The sequence below is a fragment of the Bacillus sp. JJ1474 genome, assembly GCF_036965225.1.
GTDB lineage: Bacteria > Bacillota > Bacilli > Bacillales > Cytobacillaceae > Cytobacillus.
On the sequence record NZ_JBALPC010000249.1, the window covers coordinates 1,741 to 4,687 of the forward strand.

Annotated in this window: 2 protein-coding genes; both read right to left on the reverse strand. The window is 30.3% G+C overall.

Features of this window, described 5'->3' with window-relative positions; all coding sequences use genetic code 11:
* A partial coding sequence (locus V7164_RS23565) for a PEP/pyruvate-binding domain-containing protein (RefSeq protein WP_335355405.1) occupies nucleotides 1-2,370 on the reverse strand: 2,370 nt, incomplete at its 3' end.
* 15 nt (nucleotides 2,371-2,385) lie between these two features.
* The coding region (locus V7164_RS23570) for a formyltransferase family protein (protein ID WP_335355406.1) at nucleotides 2,386-2,947 on the reverse strand (562 nt) is incomplete at its 5' end.

Below are 2,947 nucleotides of genomic sequence, written 5' to 3' on the forward strand. Positions count from 1 at the left end.
AGTAGGTTTTAAATATACGTCAGGTTTTTCGTCATACCTTGCAGAATTAATATCATACGTTCCAGGGCGTAGATGACCGTAAATTTCCAAGAACTTACCACGGCTCATTTCACCTTGCATAACTTTTGCAAAATCATTAACAGTATTACTTGCTATTGTTTCAACAGATTCCAGAAAGTTTGTATATTCAGAATAAGTAATAATGCCTCTTTGTATAAAAGACTTTAAAAAAGACACAGCAATGAAAGCATATCTTGCTAATATTGTAAACGGTTTAGTTCCATATTCCTTACAGTCATCAAGTAATACTTTTATTAAATATGGAATATTTTCTATTGAACTAATAGTTGTTTTAACATACTCTCTCTTATAATTTAAACTCTTAACAAGTTTTAACTGTTCTGATACTGTCGTGAACTTACCGGAAATAATATTATTAGTAAGTTTGAAAAGCTCTGTATTCAATTCATTTATTTCTGTTCTTGTAAATCCTGCTTCAAATAAATTATTCTCAAATTTTGTCATATCAAAACTAATACAAGTTGGTATAACTTCAAATTCTACTTTATCATGCAATTCAGGATGTTCAGTCAAATAATTTATATAATAATTAATAAGCTGTCTACCTAAATCCGGAGATATTGTTTTAGGTAAAAGAGTGTTAAAACTTACTCTTACATCAATATATGGTTGTCCAAAGACAGACTTCATAAGGGATTCCGAAGTAGGATTATGATAACCAATTGATCCTCTTGCTTCACGCCACACATCGTTTGTAATTAGGTACTCATATAATGAATAAGCAAGGGGCTTTGGCTTAGTTCCAATTAATTCCGCTGGATTCCAATCCGGCATATTAGCCAATATAGTACGATCTCCTAATAAATCAGATGTTTTATTTGTGTCTAAACAACGTATGAATTTCTGAGTTTTTGACAGCCAAATAATAAAATCATCAATAGAAACTATACTTTTTCCTTTTAATGCAGCAATTGGGCGGACTTGAAATATGTATATTTCGCCTTTATGAGTTATTGCAAACTCAATATCAATTGTCTCATTACCAATAATCATTTCTATTTCTTTTGTTACTTTTAATAATTTTTTTAATTCTTCATTTTTAACTTCCTCAATACATTCTTTAAAAACAACTAAAGTCTTTAAATTATCAGTTCCCGCAGTAACTGAATTAGTTCTACTCGTCTTATCATCATAATTTACAATATAATAAGGGGAGGCTGTTTCTAAATCTCTCGTAAATAATACTCCACTTATAGCAACATCCACTAGTTGCGGCTGAACTAGAATTTGATTAAGGCTTGTATTTCCAGCAGCCACCTCTTCATAACTTTTAATTACAGATTCAATTGATTCCTCTAACTGTGAAATATTATTTGAATCTATATTAAAGAAACTTTCAAATGCGCCAGCAAATGAATGATCAGCTGTATCTTCAATCAAGGAACTACTTCGGACCACTAATTTAACATTTGGAAATTTATTTTGTATTAACTCTATACATCCTGATTGATTATCTTCCCATTCTTGAACCTCAAATCTAACTTGTTCACATATTTTAGCAGATAACAATAGTGGCTTTAATCTCTCTAGGGTCTCTCCCTTTGTTCCAAAAATAAAATGTGATAGATCTTTTGTGGAATTGAGTTTAGCCCACTGTCCTTCAACATCAATAGCTTTAATTCGGTATCCACGATTAATAAGCTCTTGGAACATATCAATTAACGAAGCTTGATGTATATTATTGTTATCATAAAATTTATCTTTCTGATAATTTTCTAATAATGTAGTATAAATTTTCCTTATTTCATTTGCAACGTTTGCCTTTATTTTACACAATCCAATAAATTCTCCTGAAACCAAACTTGTAACAGGAATGTTTTTACTAATATTACTTACATAGCCGTTTTTAACTATAACCTTTTCTGATTTTTGTAAATCTTCACCTGTTCTCCCTACATATCTATTTCTCCATTTAGAGTCTATTAATATGGTTATATCATCTTTACTAGCTATCAAGCTTTTTATTATGTTTGGTCTAAAGGTTATATCCGAATATGAAACCACTACATCAGAGTCTAACTCTTCACTTGCACACATTAATGTAGATAGAATATTAGTCGTATCCCAAGAATTGTTCGTGTAATATCGTAGGGAAGGATAGAATTCCATTATTTTTTCTAACTGAAAACCACCGATGAAAACTGTATCAGTAATTCCTGATTCTTTAAAACTATTCAAGATCCAATCCAATACTCTTCTACCAATAATATCTTTGTATAATGTTTTATGGTAATCAACAACTGAACCGTTACTAATACCTCGTCCAGCCCCGATAATGATTGACTTCAATTATGAACTCTCCAATCATAGTTTAATTTTTCCCCTCTTAGGTTCAACTTCACTTAAAATTGCTATATGTTTTAATACTGGATGTATAATAAAATAAGTTTCCCCTTCATACGGGTTCTTAGTTTCTTCTATTTGAAAAGTCCCCATTTTTTTATATCTACTTAAAACTTCTACAAGTAGGTCTGCTCTAATATACGGATCGTATATGTAATCAACATCTGGAATATTGATAGGAACATCGTACATTTTTTTTGCTAAAACAGGCCCCTCGTCAATTCTTTCATTTAAAAATATTGCTGATGCACCAAAATTCCCTTCAGATAATAGACTATAATATACAGTTGTACTTCCTCTATAATATGGAACAATTCCAGGATGTATATGAAGAAACTTCTTCCCCGTATTTAAGATCTCAGACTTTAAGATTTGTCCTCCAAAGCCACTATACACAATAATTGACTCTTTAATTTTTGCAACAGCATTAACAACCTCAAAATCATTGATATTATTATTCCTACAAATTAAATATGGTAAATTATTTCTGTTAATTGTATATAAAATTTGTTCATTAAAATTA